Below are 24,676 nucleotides of genomic sequence, written 5' to 3'. Positions count from 1 at the left end.
ACCTAACATAAATAAGATTTGGCCTTTAACCGTTTTCACATCTAATTTAATTAGTACCATTACGCTCTAGCTCTTCTCGATTAAAGTATTGTTCTAGTAACTCTTTACCTGTTTTTATTGTAGTATAGTACTCTCCACCATACAGTTTCCCTTCGGATGGATTGTGAAAATCTTCGTATTTCTTGAAGTCTTCATTTTCTTCAAATGATTTCTTTGCAAGGTCCATATCTTCTGCTTCTATTTTAGCAAATAATCTACCTATATCGAATACCCCTTCTTCATCAATACTCTCTTCTAAAAGGTAGTGTTCCTCTTCCTCTATAGGTGTTAATTTACTTTTTGTTACAGAATATAAATGTTTCGTTTCTTCTACTTGTACCATGATAAAAATCCAACCAACTCTTACAACCGTACATGGTGCCAACCCTTCAAATGTAAATGCAACTACCTTTTGGTCTTTCATAAATTTCCCCATCTTACCTACCCCTTAATTCGTTTATTTTATACTATAACCATAGTCTCTTAAACATTTATCTGCTCTAAGTGAATCTCATCTTTTTATATTTACATTCCCTCAACTATCGCTTTTAATTTATTCACAGTCCGCCAATTTCTTACTGTAGCTGGTGTATGTAACTTCTGAAACTGGTTCATTAATTTAGAATTTCGAATGCTATTTTTGAAAAATAAATACACAACTTTTTCATAAATATAGCAATCTTCAGTCTCATTTTTTTGCATAAGCAGCTGATCTTTTTCTTTTTCAGAAAGTTCGTTTGCTAAGAAAGTAACATGTATACTTTCACCTTCTAGCAATGAATCGGCTTCATAGGGGCATCTTTTTATCATATTTATAAATTCCTCATGTGTTCTTAACATGACTGGAACATCAAAACCAAAAACGTTTTTAATTTCCGATTGTATTCGTTTATTTAAAAAATCAACATCATTTTCAGATTCGAACACGATATTACCGCTTTGAATATATGTTTTTACTTGTTTTAACTCTATTGATTCAAACATTTGTTTTAAATCCGCCATTTTGATTACCTTATGCCCGCCTACATTGATTCCTCTTAGTAATGCGATATAAATTGTCATATCATTTCTCCTTATTCAAAGTGTTTCACAATTGATGTAATAATATAAACTATAAGAGCCTTGCTACATTTTATTGAAGTAAGATTCTTATAGTTGTTTAATTTCATTATAGTGCAATTGACTTTTTAAACAAAGGTATGTATCCTCCACTAGGCCCATAAGCAACTCCGATTTTTTCCCATTCATATTTTTCATAATAGCCTTTAAGATCGGAAGTAAGATAAAGAAATTTGTACCCTTTTTTTGCTGCTTCTAGCAGTCCATGATTCAACAGTTTTGCTCCTATAGAGTTGCCCCTAAATTTTTCATCTACAAACAAACATGCTAGCCACGGGCTCAAATCCTGACGACTATTTAAATCATTGCGGATTAATGCATACGTTCCGATAATCTTATCATCTACTTTTGCAATGTAAAAACTCGGTATGTCATTTGGATCAGTTAAAGCATTAGTCATACAATCTTCATAAAAAGCACGCCCACCTTCCTCACCCCATTCTTTCCAAAAAACATCTACTGCCTTATTAAATAAGTCATCCTTCTTTAGTAATTGAATTATTTCCATAAAGCTATGACCCCCAAAAGTATTATTTAATGATTGTACAACTAACTAAAATTAATGCTTTTCAAGTATCTTTATTTTTTTATGTAACTAGCTATAATTTCTTTACTCTTAAATATAGCCTTTTAATATTTATTCTCTTGTCTTTCAAAATAAAAAAACTTACTACTTTGTTATGCAAGAGTAAGTTTTTCTTCTCGTTATTTCATGATAGATAAATGCATTATAATTTGTTGACCAATTGGTCCCATTCTTCTAAAGCCTTTATCTTGGAAGCCGACTTTTTCATATAAATTTTGTGCAGGAATATTTTTTTCATTCACAGCAAGTACAACTTCATTTTTCATCGGAAAATAACGTTTTACAAACCCTTGTAATAAAGCCAATGACTTTTTAGCATATCCTTTTCTTTGTCTATTTTGATTTATGGAAAATGAAGTTAAAAGTAGAGCGTTTTCATTATCTGTGAACTCCTGTACTCTATCTCCCGTTTGCAAGGCGAAAAGACCAACAGGTACCCCATTGTAATCTAAAATAACAATCACATTTTTTGTTCGATCACTTTTTGCTTTCTCCAATAATTCACCTGGATCTGATGTGAATTGAACTTGTTCACTTGGTAAAGTAAATGTTTGTATAACTTCTTTATATTTCTCCTTATACGGAACTAATTGAATTTCCCCTGTATGTATGTTCATGCTAAACTCTCCCATTTTTCAACTTATTAACTTAAACCTTGCTGCGCTTTTGAATGCACTTTTCCATCTAAAAAGGTAATTTCAACTAATGAAGTTGGATTGCTTCCCTTCCAAGAAAAAATTTGTTTAATTTGTGTAGAATCTTCTACACCTTCTTCTATAAGTAAATTACCATCAAAACCAATTACATCTTTCACTTCTGTATAAGTCATTCCTTCATTTATGTTCGAGAAATGATTTATATTGATAGAATCTTTCTGCTGCCTTTCCATCACAGTAGAAGAAGTCGCTGTTTGTTTTTTCATTTCCTTCTTCTGTTCACACGCTGTCATACTGAAACCTAAGCATAAGCTACATACTATTAATGCGCTTTTTTTCATCATAACAGTTGTCCCTCCCATCATAATTAAACCATATATTCCCTTAAAAATAAACTGAATATTAAATATTATATTGAAAAATCCCCGTACATTTTAGTACGGGGTTAGTTTTATTTATTCAAATGATTATTTGATTGGTCATTCTGTTCTTTTCTTAGTTCTTGTTCTTCATCTTTTGGTAATTGTTTATCATTATCTTTAATTGGATTCGTTTCTCGATTTTCAATCATGTCATTTGGAACTTGTGGCATTACTCGGCCAACAATTGCTGCTAACTCATCAAGTATACCTTCACCTGTTTTTCCTTTTTTAATTTGCTTTCCAATTTGTTTCAGTCGTTCATACGTATCAACATCCGCTACAACGACTGCATTAGCACCATCCGGATCGTTTTTTAAACTTTCTGCTACAGAGTATTTAATGGACTCCACGCGAGTTCGATCGAGTTTCGCTTTTACATCAATACCTACAATAGCATATTTCCCCACAACTACCGCTGTTGCATCATTCACACCTGGCACACTTGCGGCTAAAGATGCTAAATGATCCGCTGCTTTTTCATTTGGCTTATTTGGTTTGTTTGTATAATTAACATTTTTCGTCGAAACATTTTTTTGCTCTGGTTTTTCGTTTGGATTGTCCTTTTTTCCAATACTGCATCCTGTTATAAAAAAGCAAATCATCAACATATATATTAAGATTTTCATTATTCTCACCACTTTACTATTAAAGTTTAATCATAAATTTTTTCAACAGCTTGCATTTTCTTCACTTTTTCCTCTGCTCCGCTATTTGCATTAATGAAAATTTGGTACGTATCTTTCCCTAAAGTACCTACAAATTCATAGCAAAGTACTTCATTATGCAAATCATTTACTACGACAGCTTTACGTTCTTCCATAACTTTAACATCTGGATTGATTTTCTTTCTTGCTTCTGCCGCAGTTAGCTTTGCTGAGGGAACTGTTCGTTTTTGGTGTGATGCTAAATATTCTTTTGCGGAAAAACCAACGATAGAACCATCATCTAAAGCAATTTTCATTTGAATTGCTTCTGGATAAATTCGTACGCCATTCTCATTTACTACATACGTAAATACACCAACGTTATCATATTGTGAGCTATCAAAAAGCTCCATATTATTAAACTTGTGGTCCTTTAAAAATGTCAAACCTTTACTTCCTGCATCGTTTAAACTAATTTTCTGTTCTTTAATTTCTCGGTTATTCATAACCCAAATTGGATATCCGCCTTTTCCGGTAATATCCATATAAAACTCATTATTTGTTGCTTCGTCTTTAATTTTCACACTATAAAAAGATTCTTTCGCACCTTTTCCGCTTTTCTCAACATCTACTTTTTCATTTCCTTTTAAGTTCAAAAACGATTTTGCAATTTTCGCTGCTTCATCTTTAGAAATTGCTTTTCCTTCTGCTTCAAATCCGCCTTTTTTATTTTTTTGCGCACTAGTAAAGGTCGGTCCGAAGTTTGTAGACGAATACGATGTTACGTTTTTCTCTACTGTTTTTAATCCATCAATAATTGTATTGTCTGCAGGATCACGATTTGATGCGAGTGCCATCTCAACATCCATCCAGCGTAAATTATTTTTCAAAACAAGATGTTGTACTTTTCTTAGTTCATCTTGTATATTGCCTGCATTTGAATATAAAGTTTCCAACGTTTTGTATTCTTGATCATTTAACGGCTCTTTTTCTAAATCACGAATGGCTGCACGGTAACTAAAATCACCGATATTTGCTAAAAATTCTTCCGTTTTATTAAAAGGCATTAATGTTAAAGGCAGTTGTCCTACATCCGAACGAGCTACAGATGTTATTCTCCATACGTCTGCTAATGCAGGTGATAAAGATGCACGTGAATTCATCGCAAGCGTTGTTCCAATTTTGTCGTGCAATAAATCAACCTCATACGCTAAATCATGAAACGCACGTTGATAGCTATTTTCTGCTCGAATTAATACTGCATTCTTCTCTTGGTGCTCTTTATAGCCCCAGTATCCAGTTCCAACTACACCGATTGTTAATAATACGATTACAATACCTCGTAACACAATTCCACCTCCGCTCTATTTACAGAAAATATGTTTCCCGATCTTTTTAATTTGTGGACGAGTCCAAATCCATTTACTTGTTGCGGTATCTGGATTGAAATAGTACAATGCATTTCCTGTTGGATCCCATCCATTAACTGCATCTAATACAGCTTTTTTCGCTGTTTCATTTGGCGTTAAATATATTTGTCCGTCTGCTACCGCTGTAAATGCTCTTGGCTCAAAGATTACACCCGAAACGGTATTTGGGAATGATGCACTTGTAACTCGATTTAAAATAACCGCAGCTACTGCAACTTGCCCTAAGTACGGTTCACCACGAGATTCTCCATATACCGCGTTTGCCATAAGCTGAATGTCATTTTGAGAATAACCATTTGGAACATTTGTCCCTTTATTTTGAGATGGTTTATTTTCTTGTGCAGTACCACCACTATTTCCTTTATTCGTTGTCGTTCCTTTATTAGCTGTTGACTTGTCATACTTCGTTGCTTTTACTAGCATTTGCTTCGTTTTAGCTCCAGCTAAACCATCAACAGGTAGTCCAAATTTCTCTTGAAAATTTCGAAGTGCCCAGTATGTACCCCATCCGAAAACACCATCCACTTTTCCCGTATAAAATCCGTTATATTTCAAACGAGATTGCAGTTCAATGACATCTTCGCCAGATGCTCCTCTTTGAATGACTTGATTAGAAAAAGCTTCAACATTTTTTAGTTGTATACTACTGACCATCAAAGATAGTCCTATGAACGCAAGTAAAACTGCTATTTTAAAAATAGCTTTTTGACGCATGATTTTCCCTCCTTAATTATGTAAATGATTTCTTGGTTATGTTTTGTAAAAGCCTCGCTTTTATGTAAAGAAGACAAAAAAATCCAAACTCATATCGTTGAAAAAATATGTAAACAATATAAAAAAAGATAAAAGGAGTTCATCATGAAAAAATTGTTAAAGCGTATCGCACTCGTCATTTTGTTCATAACTACATGTTCAAATATATATACTGTCCCATCAATTGTTCATGCGCAGCCTTCGTATGCCAAATGGGGGAAACTTGCTGTAGAAAAGACGAAAGAACAATACCCAAAAGCGGAGATTATTGATTACCTTCATATAGGTAGAAAACCGAAAACCGTTCAAATAACGGTTGAAAAATTTAAATTGTGGCTACGTGAAGATGGAAAAGAATATGGTGTTTTTGTTGATGTTGAGTTTGAAACGAAGACGGATAAATTTATAAAAATGTCGTTTCATAAGACAAGTAGATAAAATGAAAGAAACCCCACTATTAAAATGTTAACAGTGGGGTTTCTTTCATTTCTAAAATTCTTTCCTAAAATCTCGATTCCCTAAAAACCTTACCAATATACAAATAGCACCAATTACAATCGCTATCCCTATACTGTATAAAAGTACTCTACCATATCCGCCTATTCTCGGATCTAAAAACGGATAAGGATACCAATTTACAATCGTGCCACGTATTAAGCTGTACACAACGTAAAAGAACGGGAATAAGAGCCAACTTGCAGCTTGTTTCCAAGTGATTTTCTTATTAGGTGGATTTATAATCCAATCTAAAAGCATGGCAATTGGCATGATATAATGTAGCACCGTATTTACCCATGGTATTGCGGTTTGAAGTGATTCTTCTAATCCTCTTAATAGCAAAAAATAAATGAGTCCTGTCGTAAGTATATATACAGTTGCGGCACCACGAAGTATACTAAACTGCTCTGACCGACCAAATGTAGCTGTTCCGATGCTACTTAAAAGGAGAATACATGCAACTAAGATGTTACTTTCGATCGTAAAGAAACTAAAAAAGTTAACTGGATTGAACGGTTTCACTTGTGCCCTTATTATAAATTGCGTAATAATGGCGCTACATGCTAGAAGACTTAAACATAGTCTAAATAAAGATAATGTTTTTACACTTCTCATACATTCTCTCCTCTTCTTATATCAACTTATCATTCTCTTGTACATGTTCAATAAATAATTTCAATGGAACGAGTCCACGTTTTGGCATATGACTACTTATTACAGCAACAAGCTCTAATTGAGGTATGATAACGATGTATTGTCCGCCGTACCCCATAGCAAAGTACATACAATACGGTATGTGAAATCTTTCGTTATTCAATACCCACCAGTGATATCCATATGCCCCGACATGTTCATACGTTTCAAATAGAGGTGTACTTGATTCTTCTAACCATTTCGAGGATACAATTTCATTCCCCTGCCAATATCCATTCTGCAAACATAATATTCCGAGCTTTAATAAATCTTTAGATTTCATTTTCATACCGAAGCCGCCGACATGTATGCCTTGAGGATCTTGCTGCCACTCATATTCAGTAATTTGTAAAGGATCAAATAAATATTTTTTCGCAAACTGTTCTGTCGGTATTCCAGTAGCTTCTTGAATAATATAACTAAGCAAATGTGAAGACCCTGAGTTATAATTCATTTTTGTAGCGGATTCTTCAATTATTGGTTGTTCTAATATGTACTGCACCCAGTTTTCCGATTCTACAAAATCATTTGGGAACACTACTCCATTTCCGAACTCTTTCCAATCCTCACCTGTAGTCATCGTTAATAAATGATAAAGAGTCAAACCCTGCTTTTCATTAGATACATTTTCAATCCATTCTGTAATCGGTGTATGTATATCATTTATATATCCTTTATCGATTGCAATACCTACTAATATGGACACAATACTTTTTGTAATCGAATTTATTTTATATAAATTACTTGCACATTCTATCGTTTTATAATATTCATTTGTTAGCTCACCTTTTTGATAAACGAGAAATGTATTTACTTTTTTCTTTTCAAATTTATTTTCTAGTTGCTTGAAATCCAACACTTTACCTCCAATTAAATCATTACCTTATTTATTATATCTTGTAGCTTTAATTAAAACATAAATGTGTTCAAATAAAAAACAAACCTGCCAGTAATAAACTGACAGGTTTGTTTTTTATAATTTTGTACGAACATTCCAAAGCTCTGGGAAGAAACATTGATCAAGTACCCTTTTCAAATAAGATACACCAGAAGATCCACCTGTTCCCATTTTATGTCCGATAATGCGTTCTACCGTTTTCATATGACGGAAACGCCATTGTTGTAGCCAATCTTCGATATCAATTAATTTTTCAGCAAGCTGATATAAATCCCAATATTTCTTCACATCTGCATACACTTCTATCCATGCCGCTTCTACCGTTGCATCTTCTTCATAAGGCTGCGTAATATCACGGTTTAACACATCTTTATGAATAGGGAATCCTTCTTTTACAAGAGCTTGAATTGCGACATCATACAAACTTGGTGTATGTAGCGCTGTATGAAGGCGAGCGTGTAATTCTGGATCTTTTTCATAAATTTTTAATGCGTGAGGCGTTTTATAGCCAAGCGCATACTCAATCATACGATATTGATACGATTGAAAACCAGAAGCTTGACCGAGTGAATCACGAAACTCAATGTACTCTGATGGCGTTAATGTCGCAAGAATATCCCAAGATTGAATAATTTGCGACTGAATTTTTGATACACGTGCTAACATTTTAAAAGCTGGTTGTAATTTATCATTTTTAATAGATTCGATTGCTGCGTTTAACTCATGTAAAATAAGCTTCATCCAAAGTTCACTTGCTTGGTGAATCACGATAAACAACATTTCATCATGATGATCTGATAATCTCTTTTGAGAAGATAGTAAACTATCTAATTGTAAATACTCCCCGTACGTCATATTCTCTTTAAAGTCCGTATGAATTCCTTTTTCCATAATTACCTTTTCATTTTCTTTCATATTAGCCAAACGCCCCTTTGCCCCTTTTTATATAATTCTACTTATATTGGTCTAATAACTGCTCGAACTGGACTTCCATCTGCATCTGTTAAGGCAAGTGGTAATGCGATTAATTCATAATCGCCGTCTGCTACATGATCTAGTACGACATTTTCTAAAATGTGTATGCCATGTTTAAACAATTGATGGTGCGCTGCTAATTCTTTATCATCTAATGGATCAACTGATGGTACATCAACCCCAATTAAACGAATTCCCTTTTCAGAAAGAAATGGTGCGATATCAGCACGTAAATGCGGGATTACAACTGGGAATTCATTCGCTTTACCATGTGAAGATGTGCGTAACAACAAGCGTTCTACGCCTTCTAAATGAAAGTTTTCTAATTCCTTTTTCCCAATGCTTTCAAGATTAGAAACATCAATGATCCGTGCTGGACCGACATAAACTTGAACATCTAAATCTATTACTTTCTTTCCATCATTATCAAAATGAAACGGTGCGTCAATATGAGTACCTGTATGAATACTCATCGTTAACTTTCCGACATTTACTGAACCACTTTCTTCTTTTGACCATGAAACTTCATACGAGAACGGCGTATCTCCTGGCCAAGTGGCAATATCATTATTTAGCGGTTGTGAAATATCAATCCACTCTGATGATTTCATGTTTATGCCACAACCTCTCGCTTATTTTCAAACTGCTTATATTCTTCATCTTTCATGATTTTCTTTAAAATTTGAACAGAATGCCATACTTCTTCGTATGTATTATATAAAGCAACTGGCGCAAGTCTAACGCCATTAGGTGCACGGAAATCAGGGATAACTCCATTTGCTTTTAGCGCTTTACATATGCGTGCTGCTTCTGCATGCTCTAAATAAATATGCCCGCCTCGTTTTTCATCCTCTAATGGATTTCCAATTGTAAATCCAAAGTCTTTTAATTCATGATTAATTAAATTAAGCATGTATCTTGTAATATGTAGCGATTTTTCACGTAAACGTTCTATTCCAGCATCTTTAAAAATTTCAAGAGAACCGATTAAAGGTGCAGTACTTAATACGTGCGGTGTACCAATTTGATAAGCACCTGCATGATCAGCAGCTGTTAATGTATGTTCCATATCAAACTGCTTATCTTTTCTAGAACTAAACCACCCTGATAATCCAGGAAGTCTATTAAAATGCTTTTTATTTACATAAAGGCCCGCAACACCACCAGGTCCTGCATTTAAGTATTTATAATTACACCAAATTGCGAAATCAACATCCCATTCTTTGAAATAATGCGGAATAGAACCGATTGAATGACATAAATCGAATCCAATATGAATACCACGCTTATGTGCTTCCGCTGTTAAACGTTTCATATCAAGGATTTGGCCACTTCTATATAGTACAGAAGGTAATAAAATTAACGCGATATCATCTGTCATTGCGTGAATAATATCATCTTCAGAAAGTGTTCTACCATCTCGGCTTTTCACTCGTACTAAATGCTCATCTGTATCTAATCCTTTTAAACGAATTTGACTTTGAAGTGCATATATATCTGACGGGAATGTTAATTCATCAGCAAGGATTTTTGTGCGTATTCCTTTCGGCTCATAAAACGTCGCAATAACTTGGTGTATATTCGTAGTAGTGGAACCGGTTACAATTGTTTCTTCCGGTAAAGCTCCAATAAGAGGCGCTGTCAATTCACCTAATTTCTCTGAAAGGAAAAACCACGGATGCTCACCTTCAGTCCAGCCGTCAATTCCATACTCTTTCCATGAATGTAGCAACGTAAGTAACGATTTCTCTGCTCTTTTTGAAAGTAGTCCTAATGAGTTTCCATCTAAATATATTGTTCCTTCTTTTTTATAGAATTCAGTTTGAAAATCTTTCATTTCATCATGTTTATCACATTCAAGCGCATATTCATAAGTTGGTTGAAATGGTTCTTTATACATGGTGTCACCTTCTTTTAATTTTCTTTTTATTCTAACTAATTGAAATATATCACCTTAGTTGATATAACGTCAATGATATTATGTCAGTTGACTTTATATATAAATTCCTTTTACAATACAATTATATTTTCAGATATTTCAGTATAAAGAGGTGATTCTTTGAAAAACAATACTCTTTCAGCAAGAAAACACCGCTCCTTAGAAACAAAGAAGAAACTATTACACGCTGGTTACACTATTTTTATACATAACGGATTTCAAAAAACGACAATTACACAAATTATTAAACATGCAGAAACTGGTTATGGAACGGCATATGTATACTTTAAAAACAAAGATGATCTCCTCATAGTTTTAATGGAAAATGTTATGAATCAATTTTATGATATTGCTGAGCGCTCCTTTTCGCCTCAAACAAAAGAAGAAGCACGTAGCATGATTCAAAATCAAGTTAGAGCATTTCTACAATTAGCAGAGAAAGAACGAGCTATATTGCAAGTTGTACAAGAAGCAATCGGATTATCAAAAGAGATACGTCAAAAATGGGACGAGATACGGGAACGCTTTATAAAAAATATTACGCAAGATATTACGTACTCTCAAGAAAGTGGATTAGCACAGCCTGAATTAAATAAAGAAATTGTAGCACGTGCTTGGTTCGCGATGAATGAAATGTTTCTTTGGGCGATTGTGAAAAATGATAAAGAGATCGACTTAGAAGAGATTGTACATACGTTAACTGAGATGTATACGACAGGATTATATAAATAGCACACCTTCAAGAAGTAAGGTGTGCTATTTTACATCTATAAAAATATTTTATCTGGGTACGGTAACGCTAAAGGTGGCTTTTCGGATAAAGAGAAATATTGTAGTTTTAAAGATTCACCATCTATCGATTTTAGCTCGCCACTAGTAACTTCACACTCAAACACAACAACAATATATTCCACTTGATCGCCATTTGGATATGTATGACGGTACTCTTCTCCTCCAAATACCCCTTTTTGTTTTTTCACTTGCACTTTCAATCCTGTTTCTTCCCAAACTTCCCGAACTACTGCTTCTTCTGGAGTTTCCCCAAGTTCAATTGCTCCAGCTGGCAAACTCCAGTATTCTCCACCAGGATATTGAAATAAGATTTTCTCTTGCTCATTTTTAATAACAGCAGCTACACTCGGTATTAGAATTAGTTCATGGCCTAATTGCTCACGGATTTTTTTATAATATAGCGACATCGACATATAAATCTCTCCCACTCTATTAATGAATAACTGTATTTTCTGATATTAATTGTATAATATTTTTAATGCTAACTTCTATATAGAGAGGAAAAAAATATGTCATCAGAAAAACTAGTAAACGAATTTCTATCATTTAATGATAATGTCTTAAAACGATATTTCCAAGGTAAGAAAAGCGAACATAGTCTTACCTCTTCTGAACTTGCTTATTGGATAACAGAAAGATTTTGTATTGATAGAAAGATGTGCCAAACAGCAACTACTATTTTTAATGAGAAAACTTCAAAAAAATAAGCTGTTACTCAACATGTTAAGTAAAAGCTCATTTTAAATATTTCATTAACGATACAATAATACAAAATAGCGATGTAAGTAAAAGTAACAGCCCCTATTTAATTCTATTGTTTTAACCTACTTACAATTCCAACAATAAACTTATACTCATCTCTACTTTTTCTTACTTTCTTAACCCCTTCTTTCGTATCAAAAATAAAACACGTTTTCCGAAACCAAATTCGTACATATAAAGACTCAAAATAAATAGGTTTTATAATTCCTCGTTCCTCAAATTCAGTTCCATCTTTATTTTCAGTTTCCGTTCGAACAAACCACCTATTTCCGATGCCAATTTCAATATACTTCACAAAAGTCCACCTGCCGGAAATTAATTTCTAACTATTCTATTATTTCCCCGGTAAGCGCACATTCCGACAGAACATGAGCCCACAAAGAAAAAGTAGATTACAAAAATCTACTTTATAGCTTATATTTTTGCATTCGTTTATAAAATGTACTTCGAGGTACATCTAAAAGTTTGGCAGCTAATGAAACATTTCCGTTTGTCTTTTCTAGCGCTTCAATCATGCTATCACGCTGTATTTTTTCACGGAAATTTAATGTATGCTCCGTTTTATTTTCTGTTTGCAATGCAAGTTGATGTTGATTTTCCATCATAGTTTGTAATAAAAAAGAGATTTGTTTTTCGCATATTTCGCGACCTTGCGACAAAATGTAAATGCGTTCTAATACATTTAATAATTCTCGAATATTTCCGGGCCATGTATGCTGAGAAAATTGATTACCAATGCTTTTTGGAAATACAACATTCCAATTCTTTCGTTCACAAAAATCTTGTATGAAGTACGGAATATCCTCTTTTCTTTCTATTAACGATGGAACATATAGCGGATAAACATGTAACCGATAATATAAATCTTGACGGAATTTCCCTTCTTCTACTAATCGCAGTAAATCTTTATGTGTCGCTGTAATAATACGAATATTTACTGGTACTTCTTTTGAACTGCCAATCGGGGTTACTGTTCGTTCTTGTAAAACACGCAATAATGCTACTTGCATCTCTGGCGGCACTTCACCAATTTCATCTAAAAATATTGTTCCACCGTCTGCTTGTTCGAATTTCCCTTTATATCCTTGGCGCCGCGCACCTGTAAACGCACCTTCAGCATAACCGAATAATTCACTTTCCATTAATTCTTTCGGCAATGAACCACAATTAACAGCTATAAAAGGGCCATTTTTTCTTGGACTATTTTTATGAATCGCTCTCGCTACATATTCTTTCCCTACACCTGTTTCACCACAAACATATACACTAGCGTCAGTTGGAGATACAAGCTTAATTTCTTCTAAAGTATGTTGAAATGCATTGCTTGTCCCAATAACTCCTGGGAAAGTAATTCCGTTTATAAATGGGGAAGTTGAAAATACATTTCCTTGTTTATTTTCCTTTACATAAATACATTTCCCGATCATTCTATCATTACTATATACTGGTACTTCTAATTTAGGCTTCAATCCATGTTGCATTAAATCTTCAAGTTTCATTCGTGACCAATTAGAAACTCGTTCTCGAACCTTCTTGCTTGCAGAAACGATAACATCACGATGATTACAAATGACAACTTGTTCATCACTGTCAATTACATCTAAAAAACGATGGATTAAATGTAATTCATTTTGATGCACTCGAATACTACATTCACGTTCAATCGCATGTGCAATCGAGGTTACCATCCCGAGCATATACGGATGTGAAAATTCAATTGGACAAGAGAAATCTAGAACTCCAATTAATTTCCCGTCATCATTATGAATGGGAGCGGCCGCACAGCTCCAGCTATGAGATGCGACAGAATAATGCTCTGTACCACTTATCATAATAGCCTCTTCAATCTGTAACGCGGTTCCTATCGCATTTGTACCAACAGTTGCTTCCGTCCATTTCACACCTTCAATGAAGTTAATATGTTTCGCTCGTTTTAACGTTTGTTGATTTCCACTTAGCGATAGAACGTAACCGTCTGGATCAATTAATAATGCCATCATTTGCAGTTCATCAATGGTTTTCCTCATATTTTGTAATTGAGGTATTGCTATATCAAGGAAGATTTCACTCTTTTTCTTTTGATCCTGAAAAATATTAGAAGACAAAATTTTCTGACCTTTATTCATATGAGGATTCACATTTGCTTGTTTACATCGATGCCATGACTCTGAAATTCTTTCGTTTATACGGTTCGAATCAAGGACTCCTTCATCAACAAACTTTTTCCATGTATGTAAGTAAAACGGTGAAGCTAACATTGTATCATCTCCCTATTCATTGTTTTGGAGATCTGTAAAAACATACTTTTATTATAAAACTGAATAAAAGCGTTTTCAATAAAACTAGAAAGACGACACAAATATGTTAATAATTTGAATATCCTAATTCGCTTCTTTATTCTTTTTTAGTAAAACTATATTTTGTATAATGGACGCAAAGAAAATACATAACCAAAACCACTTTTGTGGAGTGCCGTTTATAAAGAAAACTATCACCGCTATTGCAAATAAAATGGTAGATGCTAAACTAAAATATAATTTTGGTTTAATTCTCATTATCCATCACTCCTCTATCACTTTACAGTACATATTAACTCTTCATTTTTTAACTCTACTATGTACTTCTGTAAAACATATTCTCTTCCGCCATGTTTTTCATACCAATCATGTATTCTTTTAACATGCATCTTATCACTTCTAATTTTTGATTCAATTTCTTTATACTGTTCATAACTATCATATTCCCATATGGCAAACACTTCAGTCGTGTCATTCTTATTATCTTTCATCCAGCGCCCTATTAGCCTAGAGCCATGCTTTAACTGATTAGGTAAGTTCGTGTTATTGAAATGATCATTAAATATTTTAATAAATTCATTTTTTACTATATAGTACTTTCTTATATAAAACATACATTTCCCCCTCTTTTATGAACAGACTCAAATACACCTTCCCATTACAACCGTATTATAATACTTCCTATCCGAAAGCCTTTTATCATTTTTCAAAATACCTTCTATTTCAAATCCTAATTTTTTATAAAGCTGAATGGCTTTTTCGTTTGTCTCTAATACTTGTAATGATATCTTTTTAATCTCATTTTCATCAGCCCAATGAATAGATTGTTGCAATAAACTCTTACCCATTCCATATCCCCAAAACTCTTTTAAAATACAAACGCCAAATTCTACTTTATGAGATAATCTCTTCAGATTTGAACCTTCGCATCTTGAAAATCCAACGATTCGATTGTGCACTTCTGCAACTAAAAAGAGATTTTTCGTCTCTTCACTATCTGTTTTTATTATATTTTGAAAACCTATCTTATCTATAAATCCCTCTCCAGCTTCTCTATCCATATTTTCAGTTTCGCCATCGATCTGAACTCTAATTTCCGATAACTGCTCAGCATCCGTTTCAGATGCAGAACGAATTGTATAAGTTAATCCATTTATATGAAACTCTTGTCCTTTTATAATCATTACAAACTCCTTTTAAATGCAGTCTATTGATGCTATCAAAATTTCTTTGCCTTGTTTCTCAAATTGTTGAATCGTTTCTTTACTAGTCTCTTCATCTGTTATAATAAGGTCAATTTCTCTCAGTGACTCTCCTTTTATAAAGCAATTTGTTCCGAGTTTATTATGAGGAGCTAAACAAATGTTTCTTCTAGCAATTTTACTTACTGTTTTTCCAAAATAAGCAACTTCCGGAGTTGCAGTACTTATACCGTTCAATGAAATGCCACCACCTGTAGAGAAATAAAGATCAATAGATAATCTACTTATCATTTCAGAGGCAAGTGTATCTGTCATATTTCCTGATGGTTTCACCTTTCCACCAATTAAGTACGTATCAATGTTCTTATATTCCCGTAACATACTAGCAATTTCTAAAGCATTCGTAATCACTGTAAACGATGTTTCAGGTAAATATTTTAACATAGTATAATGAATAGAGGCCCCGCCAATAAAAACGGAATCTCCTTCTTGTATGTAGGATGCAGCAACTTTCGCAATCGCTTCTTCACCTAGTGAACTATCACGATAACGTTTCGATGGTTCAGCAGTTAAATTCCTTACTCTAGTAAGTTCGATTGCACCTCCATGTGTTCTTTTTAACAAGCCATCCTTCTCCATAATAGATAAATCTCTTCTTATAGAATCAATAGACATATCGAAACTTTCCGCAAGATCTTTAGCAATTACCCTTCCATCTTTCTTCAGTAACTCTAAAATTTTTTCTCTACGCTCTTCAGTAAACATGTTCCCACCACCATTATTGAAGATTCAGAAATTTAATCTTTATTTTAATTATATGCACGCCTCTTCCATTTTACAATATTTTCAATTCTTATTTATTCCGTTTTATACAGTATTCTCCCTCTTTCTATCCTTTTTAACTTGAAAACTTCACCAAAATAATTAAATAATATGTATTTATATATAGATAGCAAAGCTGCCCTTTAACAGATATATATTGGAAACTTGATAATTTAGCATCTAAATAAAAAACAGTCATATAGGACTGTTTTTTGTTTGTAAAGTTATAAAGTTTACTAGTTACCTATCTCAAGCAATACGTCTTTTGCACAAATCGTCACTTCTTCAAATGGGCAATCAAATAAAACACCCAATTCGAAACCCTCATTAATAAGATCTATTTCATGACATAACCACCAAGCACCTTCAAAATGTTCCGGAATAGAACATTTCGTTACGCCTGTAAAAGTTACTTCCAGTTTATCAAATTCACTGAAAGTACCACTGCAATCTAAAGTTATTATTAGCTTATCTTCTGACCTTCTTTCTACTGATTTGACTACACTGTCATGTAGTGAGTATTCATGTAGTTGAACGACATTCTGCGCAAGCTTTTCTTTTATAGTATTATAATTATCTAAATACGCTTGTTCTAAATCACTCATTCTTTTCTCATAATCTACTTTCCACTCAAGCATAAGTTTCTTTAATTTTTCCGATGGGTATTCTAAATTAATTGTATTTTCATGAATGTATGGATGTAATGACTTAGGTAGAAACTTTAATAGATCTTCTTTCTTTTCTTCCACCTCTTCTCTTAAACTTTGTTTATAATCCATTCCAATCTTTTCGCTCTCTCGTAATAACTCTTCCCATTCTTCTACTGTTTCTGGGAAAATTAAAAATCCAGATACTTGCATTTCTTTATACCAATCTTTATTGAAATACTTCAATCGCTTCCCTCCTAAAACATTTTAACATCCAACAAAAGCAATACATCTATTTATTATATCATTACAATAACTATTTTTTCTAAAGAAAAAATGCAAAACTATAAATATTCCGCCTTTTATTTCTAAAACTTCAGAATATTTACAATAGTTGATAATTAGAATACATTTTACTAGTACAAAGTTTCACCTGTACAAAATCTAAACAAAAAGGGATGGTTATATGTTGAAGAAATTAGTAGCAGGTACATTAGTAGCGGGATTTGCATTAACTGGAGGACTAGGAGTAGCAAGTGCTGAAGAAAAAAGTAACACAATTAAGTCTTTTGATTATTTAAAAGTGGATGAACAGAATGTTAATTCACTTACAAAATTAAGTGATCAAGATAAGAAAGACATCCAAATTACAATGGTATTACCAGAGCAAAATGAAAATGGAGATTGGCTAGCTTATGGTTTTACTAGCCGCGAAACATTAGATTCTTATATTGAAAAGGATAAAAAAGTACTTAAAAATAAAATTAATCCTTTAGGTAGCGGTGCTGGTAGTACTGATTTTTATGAACATAAAGATAAAGGTGGCCAATATATTTACTGGAGCAGCGGTTTTAAAAACTTACCTTCTAGCTGGAATGACAGAATTTCTTCTGTAAGTACAGCATCGCCTTCAGCAAGTTATTCAACGACACTTTGGGAGCATACTTCAACACAAGGCTATGGAAAAGGTGTTGTATTCAAACATGCTGATTGGTACGGTAAGACTGCCAATTTAGCTGCTGATTGGAACGATATTACTTCAGCGATTGACGTAAAAAAATAATAAGATATTCAATTTTTCCTGTAAAAATTCAAACCACTATTCTCTTATTCATTTAGAGAATAGTGGTTTATTAATTTTCTATTTAAGCATGTACGGCATGCCCTACAGCTTGTAATAATGCTTCATGAATCGCTTCAGATAAAGTTGGATGCGCTGCAATATAATCTCTCATAATATCAGCGGTAACTTCTGTATGAATCATTACAGTTCCTTGTCCGATTAGTTCAGTTGCACGAGGACCGATAATAGAAATCCCAACAATTTCTTGATATTTAGGTTCCACGATAACTTTTACTTTACCCGTTTGTTCTCCAATAATAAGCGCTTTTCCGTTCGCTGTAAAAGGAAATTCTCCGATAAGAATATCACCGTATTGTTCTCTTGCATCTTTTTCATTTAAACCAACACTTGCGATTTCTGGGGATGTGTATATACATCGAGGTACTGCATAATAGTTAACTTTCACATCTTCTCCACTCGCATGTAACGCTGCTGTCGTTCCTTCATGGAAAGCAACGTGAGCAAGTTGTATTCCACCAATCACATCACCTGCTGCGTAAATATGTGATACATTTGTTTGCATATGTTCATTCACAGAAATTCCTTTATTTGAAAATTGAACACCTGCTTTTTCTAAATCTAATTTTTGTACACGTGGTTTTCGGCCGACAGAAACGAGAACATATTCCGGATTGGCTTCTTGGATACTTCCTTCATATTCAAATGAAGCTTGCTTCTTATAATTATTTAATCCTTTTAAAGCAGCTCCTGTAAATATTTCTACGCCATCATTTTCTAGTTTATCTCTTAAAATATGTGCGATATCTTCATCTTCACCAGGTAATAATTGCGGTGCCATTTCAACAATCATAACTTTTGTTCCAAGACGACTATAAATACTTGCAAACTCGCAACCTATTACACCACCGCCAACGATTAATAATGATTTCGGTATATTTTCTAGGGACATTGCATGGCTACTATTTAAAATCCACTTCCCATCAAATGGAGCAAATGGTAATTCAGTCGGTTCTGAACCTGTTGCTATAATGAACAGGTCTCCATCTACTACATCTACTTTATCACCGTGTGTAACTCGTACACGGTGATCCGTTTCAAATTTCGCTTTACCTTGTATAACTTTTATTTTATTTTTCTTCATTAAATATTGAATTCCTTGGACAAGCTGCGTTACGATCTGTGATTTCCTCGCCTGTATTTGTTTCCAATCAATTGATATACTTCCTTTGTTAAGCGTAACTCCGTAATTATTCGCTTTTCTCACAACGTCATGCACTTCCGCACTTTCTAACAATGATTTTGTAGGCATGCAACCAACATTTAAACAAGTCCCGCCAAGATCAGCTTCATCAATAAGAGTGACATCTTTCCCATTTTGAGCCGCAGTAATTGCTGCTACATAACCAGCAGGTCCGCCTCCAATAACGACTAATTTACTCATTTTCTCACCTTCTCTTTATAAAAGAATTGTTACAGGTTCTTCTAAATAACGTTTAATTGTACGTAAAAATGCAGCTGCTGGTGCACCGTCTAGTACACGATGATCGAATGTTAAACTTAAAGGTAACATACTTCCTTTTCTTAATTTTTTCCCTTTATATACAGGAACATGTTCAATTGCACCTACACCTAAAATACCTGCTTCAGGTGTATTTAATACTGGTGTGAAATATTCAATCCCAAAGCTACCTAAATTACTAATTGTAAAGGTTGTCCCTTGCATATCATCACTACTTAAACTGCCTGCTCGTGCCTTATGTGCCACATTCTTAATCTCTTTAGATAACTCGACTAAAGATAGATTATTAGCAAAGCGAATAGCCGGAACGACTAGTCCTTTTTCTAACGCGACTGCCATGCCTAAATGAACATGTGCAAATTGATGAATTGCGTCATCTATATATGCGCTGTTCATTTCTTTATGCTCCCCAAGTGCTAATACAACAGCACGAGAAACAAAATCCGTAATGCTTAGTTTGTTATCATAGCGTTTTTGTACAACTTCCGCTATTTCTTTATGTAAAGCTACTAAATCTGTCACATCTACTTTCATCGTTAATGTTAATTGCGCACTATTTTGTAAGCTAGCATGCATACGGTTCGCAATTGCTTTTCGCATACCAGTAACAGGAATGACTTTACTTTCTTCTTGTTCAAGTACTTCTGAAATTGCAACTCTTTCCTCAAGTGTCTTTAAAACATCTACCTTTGTAATTCTTCCTCCAGGTCCTGTACCAATTAATGATCTAATATCAAGATTTTCAGTTTTTGCAATCTTTTTCGCAACTGGAGATATTTTGATTCTTTGCTTCGCTACTTCTTTCGCATATGGTTCTGTATGTTGTATATTTTTAGGTTCTGCATTAGGTGTTTTTTCTTCTACAACATTTGTATTTTCATAGACTTCTACTTTTTCGTTCGGCTTACCGATATAGCAAATTACAGTACCCGGCGGCACTCCCTCATCTTCACTTACAGCTATATCAAGAACAGTTCCATCCGCTGGTGCTTCTATTTCAGTTTCGATTTTTTCCGAGTTAATACTAGCAATTAGTTCACCTTTTTCTACATTATCACCTGCTTTAATATTCCAGCTTGTAATAATACCTTCTTTCATCGCCATACCTAACTTTGGCATTACAACTTCAACAGCCATGTTTCTCTCTCCCTTCTCATCGTTTCATTACACATGTAATAAAGATTGGTCTCCGATCATTTCTGATACGGTTTCAATTACTTTTTCCGGCGTTGGTAAATATAACTTTTCAAGTGGTGGAGAGAACGGAACTGGTGTATGTGGTGCTGTAATTCGTTTAATAGGTGCATCTAACAGATCGAATCCTTTATCCGCTACAATTGCTGCAATATCCGTTGCGATACTACATCTTGGATTTGCTTCGTCAATAACAATTAGGCGATTCGTTTTTTCAACAGATGCTAAAATCGTATCTTCATCCAGTGGTGATAAAGAACGTGGATCAATGACTTCTACTTCAAGTCCCTTTTTCGATAATTGCTCAGCAGCTGCAAGTGCTGTATGAACTTGTTTTCCAATTGCGACGATTGTTACATCAGAACCTTCACGTTTAATATCTGCTTTCCCTAAAGGAATTGTATAGTACCCTTCTGGTACTTCGCCTTTCATATTGTAAAGTGTTTTATCTTCAAAGAAGATTACTGGATCATCATCTTCAATTGCCGCTAATAATAAGCCTTTTGCGTCATACGGAGTAGAAGGTACGACAACTTTTATACCTGGAATGCTCGTAAATAACGCATATAAACTTTGTGAATGCTGTGCCGCTGCGCTAAAACCAGCACCATGCATCGTACGTACTGTAACTGGCACTTTCGCTTTACCACCGAACATGTAGCGGAACTTTGCGCCTTGGTTTAATACTTGATCAAGGCAACTACCTATAAAGTCATTAAACATTAATTCAGCAATCGGACGTAATCCTGTTGCAGCAGCTGCCATTGCCGCTCCCATATAACCCGCTTCTGAAATAGGTGTATCTAAAATACGATTTCGACCAAATTCTTGTACAAGGCCTTTCGTAACACCGAGCACACCGCCCCATGCTTCATCGTCTTGCAAGTGATCAACTTGTGCACCGCCTGCAACATCTTCTCCGATTAAAATTACATTTTCATCACGACGCATTGATATTTTCATCGCTTCATTAATTGCAGTTGACATACTTACTGTTCTAGTCATTATTTTTCACCCTCCTCTTATTTGTAAGAAACGTATACATCTTTTAATAATTCTTCATCCTCTGGATATGGACTATTTTCACTAAATTCAATTGATCTTTGAACTGCTTCATCTACTGCCTTTTCTATATCGACAAGTTCAGATTCAGTTAATAGCGCTTCATGAATTAAATGCTTACGGAAATTCACAATCGCATCTTTTTCATTTAAATGTTCTTCTTTTTCTTCTGAAGTTTTATACGTTTGTGCTTCACCTTCGAAATGACCGTAATTGCGATATGTCATACATTCAATTATTGTTGGACCACCACCATTACGCGCACGTTCTACTGCTTCTTCCGCGGCTTTATATACTGCAAGTAAATCTTTTCCATCCACTTGAACACCTGGAATATTGTAAGCTTTTGCTCGATCTGCAATGGAATCACAACTTGACGCATATTCAAATGTCGTTGCTTCACCGTAACCGTTATTTTCGGCGATAAAAATAACTGGTAACTTCCAAATCGCTGCTAAGTTAACCCCTTCGTGAAATGTCCCTTCATTATTTGCTCCGTCACCGAAGAAGCAAACACTCACATCTTTCGTTCCTTTATATTTAGCAGTTAATGCTGAGCCGCAAGCAAGTGGAAAACCTCCGCCTACAATCCCATTTGCACCAAGCATTCCTTTATTTAAGTCGGCAATATGCATGGAACCGCCTTTACCTTTACATAACCCTGTCACTTTCCCGAAAAGTTCGGCCATCATCCCGTTTAAATCACAGCCTTTTGCGATACAATGTCCATGTCCTCTATGCGTACTTGTAATACTGTCACAATCCGTTAAGTGGGCACATACACCAACTGCTACTGCTTCTTCACCTGCGTATAAATGAACGAAACCTGGCAGAACGCCTTGCGCGAATAATTCATGCACCTTATCTTCAAACTTACGAATTTCTAACATTTTTTCATACATCCAACGAGCTTGTTCTTTCGTAATTTCATTCCCTTTACTTTCAGTTGTTTTTAACATGTTCAGCCCTCCTATTTTCTTGTTCATCTTTTATATTGCAAGTACTGTGCCAAATTCTAATCCCTGATTTCATAGGTTTTCTCTTTTCTTTCATAATAAAAAAGTGGACAAAATGAGACATATGTCTCGTTTTGTCCACTTTTGTTCACCTAATTTGAGAATTATTATCTTATTCATTCTCAAAACTCTTCTGTAACTTCCGGATGTAAATAATTTGACCAATATGATAAGCGTTATGAGTTGTTACATTCGCTAATATTTCCCACCATTTTGCAGAAACAGGAAATCCAACTACATCACTTTCAACCTTCTCTTCATTTATAAGCTTTTGCCATTGTAACAGTTTCTCTAGTAGTTTTTCTCTCAACTCATCGAAGGTTTGATTATTTGAAAGCATAAAACTTTTGTTATTATCACCAATAGCCGGCACGGCATTCACATTCGATTCTTTGTACCTAGTTTGCCACGTTGAATTCCAATACAGTAAATGTTGTACAATTTCAGCTATACTATTACTCTCTTCATTCGGTTTCCAGAAAGCTTCTCTCTCAGGTAGATCTTTCACTGCATCTGAAAATGGAATATACCAACTAGGGTCGTTTGCATTTGCTAATAATTGATCTGCTAAAACATCTTTCACATGGGCCATTTTTTTCCCTCATTTCATTAACATATTCATACTCACTTCTCTATATACGCTGAGTCTTTATAATTCCCTTTTTTAAAAATCCCATAGAATATAGAATTAACAGGTATTGCTCTCAAAACGAATGTAAGAATAATAGATTTTCTTTTCATAACTCGTTATGATAAAAGAAAAAGAAAGCTGGCGGAAAATGGATAAAAAAATCGCAGTTATAACCGGGGCTTCAAGTGGTTTCGGTCTTTTAACAACACTTGAGCTTGCGAAAAAAGACTATTTAGTCATAGCTACAATGCGAAACCTTGAAAAACAAGTGAACTTAATATCTCAAGCTACTCAACTCAACTTGCAGAAAAACATAACTGTTCAAGAATTAGATGTAACCGATCAAAACTCAATACATAACTTTCAATTATACTTAAAAGAAATAAACAGAGTAGACCTTCTCATTAATAATGCAGGATATGCAAATGGGGGCTTTGTAGAAGAAATTCCAGTAGAGGAATACCGTAAACAATTTGAAACGAACCTTTTTGGAGCTGTATCAATTACTCAACTTGTTTTACCTTATATGAGAGAACAAAAAAGTGGAAAAATCATAAATATAAGCAGCATTAGTGGTCAAGTTGGATTCCCTGGTCTATCCCCTTACGTTTCTTCAAAATATGCGTTAGAAGGCTGGAGTGAATCACTTCGTTTAGAAGTAAAACCGTTCGGAATAGATGTTGCTTTAATTGAACCAGGTTCTTATAACACAAATATTTGGGAAGTGGGTAAACAACTAGCTACAAACCAATCTGATACACCTTCTCCTTACAAAGAATATATGGATAAAATACAAAAACATATTAATAGCGGCAGTGATACATTTGGTAATCCGATAGATGTTGCTAATAAAATTGTAGAGATTGCTGAATCTAAGCGTACGAAATTACGATATCCGATTGGAAAAGGTGTAAAATTTATGATCTTTGCGAAGAAGATTCTTCCTTGGAGATTGTGGGAATACCTTGTTTTGAGAAGCTTTAAGAAAATGTAGTT

The 24,676-nt window shown here is 34.3% G+C and carries 31 protein-coding genes; 5 read left to right on the top strand and 26 right to left on the bottom strand.

Annotation, left to right across the window (positions count from 1 at the left end; all coding sequences use genetic code 11):
- Positions 1 to 46 precede the first annotated feature (46 nt).
- The 8 genes from DN392_RS15730 to sleB form a co-directional block, all read right to left on the bottom strand.
- The gene (locus DN392_RS15730; RefSeq protein WP_064057152.1) at positions 47 to 475 is read right to left on the bottom strand and encodes a hypothetical protein; all 429 of its coding nucleotides are present in this window, start codon (positions 473 to 475) and stop codon (positions 47 to 49) included.
- 89 nt (positions 476 to 564) lie between these two features.
- On the bottom strand, positions 565 to 1,101 hold the full coding sequence (locus DN392_RS15725) for a DUF1697 domain-containing protein (RefSeq protein WP_048566281.1): 537 nt from the start codon (positions 1,099 to 1,101) through the stop codon (positions 565 to 567).
- A 106-nt stretch (positions 1,102 to 1,207) separates the two neighbouring features.
- Positions 1,208 to 1,666, bottom strand: coding sequence for a GNAT family N-acetyltransferase (locus DN392_RS15720; RefSeq protein WP_061672235.1), 459 nt, complete (start codon positions 1,664 to 1,666; stop codon positions 1,208 to 1,210).
- A gap of 197 nt (positions 1,667 to 1,863) precedes the next feature.
- On the bottom strand, positions 1,864 to 2,361 hold the full coding sequence (locus DN392_RS15715) for a GNAT family N-acetyltransferase (protein ID WP_061672234.1): 498 nt from the start codon (positions 2,359 to 2,361) through the stop codon (positions 1,864 to 1,866).
- A gap of 26 nt (positions 2,362 to 2,387) precedes the next feature.
- Positions 2,388 to 2,744, bottom strand: a complete 357-nt coding sequence (locus tag DN392_RS15710; RefSeq protein WP_000976460.1) for a hypothetical protein — start codon at positions 2,742 to 2,744, stop codon at positions 2,388 to 2,390.
- A 107-nt stretch (positions 2,745 to 2,851) separates the two neighbouring features.
- Complete coding sequence (locus DN392_RS15705) at positions 2,852 to 3,448, bottom strand: YhcN/YlaJ family sporulation lipoprotein (protein WP_048566278.1); 597 nt, start codon at positions 3,446 to 3,448, stop codon at positions 2,852 to 2,854.
- Between the two features lie 26 nt (positions 3,449 to 3,474).
- The gene (ypeB, locus tag DN392_RS15700; RefSeq protein WP_000943778.1) at positions 3,475 to 4,815 is read right to left on the bottom strand and encodes a germination protein YpeB; all 1,341 of its coding nucleotides are present in this window, start codon (positions 4,813 to 4,815) and stop codon (positions 3,475 to 3,477) included.
- Positions 4,816 to 4,830: 15 nt separating this feature from the next.
- A complete protein-coding gene (gene sleB / locus DN392_RS15695; RefSeq protein ID WP_001249054.1) occupies positions 4,831 to 5,610 on the bottom strand; it encodes a spore cortex-lytic enzyme in 780 nt (259 codons plus the stop codon).
- Between the two features lie 144 nt (positions 5,611 to 5,754).
- On the opposite strand from sleB, the gene DN392_RS15690 reads away from it, so the two are divergent.
- Complete coding sequence (locus DN392_RS15690; protein ID WP_088321417.1) at positions 5,755 to 6,087, top strand: DUF3889 domain-containing protein; 333 nt, start codon at positions 5,755 to 5,757, stop codon at positions 6,085 to 6,087.
- Between the two features lie 51 nt (positions 6,088 to 6,138).
- On the opposite strand, the gene DN392_RS15685 is transcribed toward DN392_RS15690, so the two are convergent.
- The 5 genes from DN392_RS15685 to kynU all read right to left on the bottom strand — a co-directional run bounded on the left by DN392_RS15685 (position 6,139) and on the right by kynU (position 10,613).
- Complete coding sequence (locus DN392_RS15685) at positions 6,139 to 6,762, bottom strand: Pr6Pr family membrane protein (RefSeq protein WP_001258051.1); 624 nt, start codon at positions 6,760 to 6,762, stop codon at positions 6,139 to 6,141.
- 16 nt (positions 6,763 to 6,778) lie between these two features.
- On the bottom strand, positions 6,779 to 7,696 hold the full coding sequence (locus DN392_RS15680; protein ID WP_061672232.1) for a serine hydrolase domain-containing protein: 918 nt from the start codon (positions 7,694 to 7,696) through the stop codon (positions 6,779 to 6,781).
- 117 nt (positions 7,697 to 7,813) lie between these two features.
- On the bottom strand, positions 7,814 to 8,653 hold the full coding sequence (kynA, locus tag DN392_RS15675; RefSeq protein ID WP_000661951.1) for a tryptophan 2,3-dioxygenase: 840 nt from the start codon (positions 8,651 to 8,653) through the stop codon (positions 7,814 to 7,816).
- 41 nt (positions 8,654 to 8,694) lie between these two features.
- On the bottom strand, positions 8,695 to 9,324 hold the full coding sequence (kynB, locus tag DN392_RS15670) for an arylformamidase (protein WP_000842468.1): 630 nt from the start codon (positions 9,322 to 9,324) through the stop codon (positions 8,695 to 8,697).
- Positions 9,325 to 9,326: 2 nt separating this feature from the next.
- Positions 9,327 to 10,613 (bottom strand): kynureninase, encoded by a 1,287-nt coding sequence (gene kynU, locus DN392_RS15665; RefSeq protein ID WP_064057148.1) that lies wholly within the window; start codon positions 10,611 to 10,613, stop codon positions 9,327 to 9,329.
- Between the two features lie 159 nt (positions 10,614 to 10,772).
- Between kynU and DN392_RS15660 the strand changes: the two genes are divergently transcribed.
- Positions 10,773 to 11,384 (top strand): TetR/AcrR family transcriptional regulator, encoded by a 612-nt coding sequence (locus DN392_RS15660; protein WP_061672230.1) that lies wholly within the window; start codon positions 10,773 to 10,775, stop codon positions 11,382 to 11,384.
- 35 nt (positions 11,385 to 11,419) lie between these two features.
- Here DN392_RS15660 and DN392_RS15655 read toward each other — a convergent pair whose 3' ends face one another.
- Positions 11,420 to 11,857, bottom strand: a complete 438-nt coding sequence (locus DN392_RS15655) for an NUDIX hydrolase (RefSeq protein WP_000062933.1) — start codon at positions 11,855 to 11,857, stop codon at positions 11,420 to 11,422.
- A 96-nt stretch (positions 11,858 to 11,953) separates the two neighbouring features.
- On the opposite strand from DN392_RS15655, the gene DN392_RS15645 reads away from it, so the two are divergent.
- Positions 11,954 to 12,151, top strand: coding sequence for a hypothetical protein (locus DN392_RS15645; RefSeq protein WP_061672229.1), 198 nt, complete (start codon positions 11,954 to 11,956; stop codon positions 12,149 to 12,151).
- Positions 12,152 to 12,255: 104 nt separating this feature from the next.
- Here DN392_RS15645 and DN392_RS15640 read toward each other — a convergent pair whose 3' ends face one another.
- The 7 genes from DN392_RS15640 to DN392_RS15615 form a co-directional block, all read right to left on the bottom strand.
- Positions 12,256 to 12,501: a DUF3977 family protein gene (locus DN392_RS15640; RefSeq protein ID WP_000873845.1), complete on the bottom strand. Its 246-nt coding sequence runs from the start codon at positions 12,499 to 12,501 to the stop codon at positions 12,256 to 12,258.
- Between the two features lie 112 nt (positions 12,502 to 12,613).
- Complete coding sequence (locus DN392_RS15635; RefSeq protein WP_088321418.1) at positions 12,614 to 14,464, bottom strand: sigma-54-dependent Fis family transcriptional regulator; 1,851 nt, start codon at positions 14,462 to 14,464, stop codon at positions 12,614 to 12,616.
- Between the two features lie 123 nt (positions 14,465 to 14,587).
- Complete coding sequence (locus tag DN392_RS30410; protein ID WP_001220675.1) at positions 14,588 to 14,761, bottom strand: hypothetical protein; 174 nt, start codon at positions 14,759 to 14,761, stop codon at positions 14,588 to 14,590.
- A gap of 17 nt (positions 14,762 to 14,778) precedes the next feature.
- Positions 14,779 to 15,117: an NIPSNAP family protein gene (locus tag DN392_RS15630; protein WP_000499410.1), complete on the bottom strand. Its 339-nt coding sequence runs from the start codon at positions 15,115 to 15,117 to the stop codon at positions 14,779 to 14,781.
- Positions 15,118 to 15,144: 27 nt separating this feature from the next.
- Positions 15,145 to 15,687, bottom strand: a complete 543-nt coding sequence (locus tag DN392_RS15625; protein ID WP_064057145.1) for a GNAT family N-acetyltransferase — start codon at positions 15,685 to 15,687, stop codon at positions 15,145 to 15,147.
- A gap of 12 nt (positions 15,688 to 15,699) precedes the next feature.
- The gene (locus DN392_RS15620) at positions 15,700 to 16,470 is read right to left on the bottom strand and encodes a DeoR/GlpR family DNA-binding transcription regulator (protein WP_064057144.1); all 771 of its coding nucleotides are present in this window, start codon (positions 16,468 to 16,470) and stop codon (positions 15,700 to 15,702) included.
- A 293-nt stretch (positions 16,471 to 16,763) separates the two neighbouring features.
- The gene (locus DN392_RS15615) at positions 16,764 to 17,420 is read right to left on the bottom strand and encodes a DUF4085 family protein (protein WP_064449437.1); all 657 of its coding nucleotides are present in this window, start codon (positions 17,418 to 17,420) and stop codon (positions 16,764 to 16,766) included.
- 220 nt (positions 17,421 to 17,640) lie between these two features.
- Here DN392_RS15615 and DN392_RS15610 point away from each other — a divergent pair, with 220 nt between their 5' ends.
- Positions 17,641 to 18,237, top strand: coding sequence for a hypothetical protein (locus DN392_RS15610; protein ID WP_000914458.1), 597 nt, complete (start codon positions 17,641 to 17,643; stop codon positions 18,235 to 18,237).
- 82 nt (positions 18,238 to 18,319) lie between these two features.
- Here DN392_RS15610 and lpdA read toward each other — a convergent pair whose 3' ends face one another.
- The 5 genes from lpdA to DN392_RS15585 all read right to left on the bottom strand — a co-directional run bounded on the left by lpdA (position 18,320) and on the right by DN392_RS15585 (position 23,641).
- Positions 18,320 to 19,699, bottom strand: a complete 1,380-nt coding sequence (lpdA, locus tag DN392_RS15605; RefSeq protein ID WP_064469715.1) for a dihydrolipoyl dehydrogenase — start codon at positions 19,697 to 19,699, stop codon at positions 18,320 to 18,322.
- 15 nt (positions 19,700 to 19,714) lie between these two features.
- Complete coding sequence (locus tag DN392_RS15600; protein ID WP_000257798.1) at positions 19,715 to 20,914, bottom strand: dihydrolipoamide acetyltransferase family protein; 1,200 nt, start codon at positions 20,912 to 20,914, stop codon at positions 19,715 to 19,717.
- Between the two features lie 27 nt (positions 20,915 to 20,941).
- Complete coding sequence (gene acoB, locus DN392_RS15595) at positions 20,942 to 21,976, bottom strand: acetoin:2,6-dichlorophenolindophenol oxidoreductase subunit beta (protein WP_000198893.1); 1,035 nt, start codon at positions 21,974 to 21,976, stop codon at positions 20,942 to 20,944.
- A 17-nt stretch (positions 21,977 to 21,993) separates the two neighbouring features.
- Complete coding sequence (gene acoA, locus DN392_RS15590) at positions 21,994 to 22,992, bottom strand: acetoin:2,6-dichlorophenolindophenol oxidoreductase subunit alpha (RefSeq protein ID WP_064057140.1); 999 nt, start codon at positions 22,990 to 22,992, stop codon at positions 21,994 to 21,996.
- A 169-nt stretch (positions 22,993 to 23,161) separates the two neighbouring features.
- Entirely contained in the window at positions 23,162 to 23,641 is a 480-nt protein-coding gene (locus DN392_RS15585) for a DinB family protein (RefSeq protein WP_000951599.1), read from the bottom strand.
- 187 nt (positions 23,642 to 23,828) lie between these two features.
- On the opposite strand from DN392_RS15585, the gene DN392_RS15580 reads away from it, so the two are divergent.
- Complete coding sequence (locus tag DN392_RS15580; RefSeq protein ID WP_064057139.1) at positions 23,829 to 24,674, top strand: oxidoreductase; 846 nt, start codon at positions 23,829 to 23,831, stop codon at positions 24,672 to 24,674.
- Positions 24,675 to 24,676: the final 2 nt, after the last annotated feature.

The sequence above is a fragment of the Bacillus sp. BB51/4 genome (assembly GCF_008368845.1).
In the GTDB taxonomy this organism is placed as follows: Bacteria; Bacillota; Bacilli; order Bacillales; family Bacillaceae_G; genus Bacillus_A; species Bacillus_A wiedmannii.
The sequence above is the reverse complement of the archived record's forward strand: the minus strand, read 5'-3'. Positions and strand labels throughout refer to the sequence as shown.